Origin of the sequence: Bacillus sp. SIMBA_008 (assembly GCF_046535495.1) — a bacterium.
Lineage (GTDB): Bacteria > Bacillota > Bacilli > Bacillales > Bacillaceae > Bacillus > Bacillus subtilis.
The window spans coordinates 1-270 of the sequence record NZ_JAWRWL010000489.1 but is presented as its reverse complement, the minus strand read 5'-3'; the positions used below and the strand labels follow the sequence as shown (position 1 = coordinate 270).

Sequence of the window (270 nt, the reverse complement as noted above, 5' to 3'; positions counted from 1 at the left end):
CGCCGCACACGCTGACCGTGACGCGGAGCTCGCAGGGGACCCTGAGCGCCGTCTTCGCCGACGGCACCAACGGACTCGAGACCTACCGGTTCCGCTTCCTCCCGGTCGAGGAGCCCGCCGATGACGGTTCCGCGATCATCGACTTCAACCGCGCCTACCTCCCGCCCTGTGCGTTCTCGGATCAGTTCGTCTGCCCGCTTCCGCTGCCGGGCAACCGCTACTCGACGCCGATCCGGGCGGGCGAACGCGTCGTCGTGCTCGGCGGCTGAC

General features: G+C 70.0%; 1 protein-coding gene. It reads left to right on the top strand.

Features of this window, described 5'->3' with window-relative positions; all coding sequences use genetic code 11:
* Positions 1 to 269 (top strand): DUF1684 domain-containing protein (locus tag SB658_RS24145; protein ID WP_410602879.1); only part of this gene is annotated, 269 nt, incomplete at its 5' end.
* Position 270: the final 1 nt, after the last annotated feature.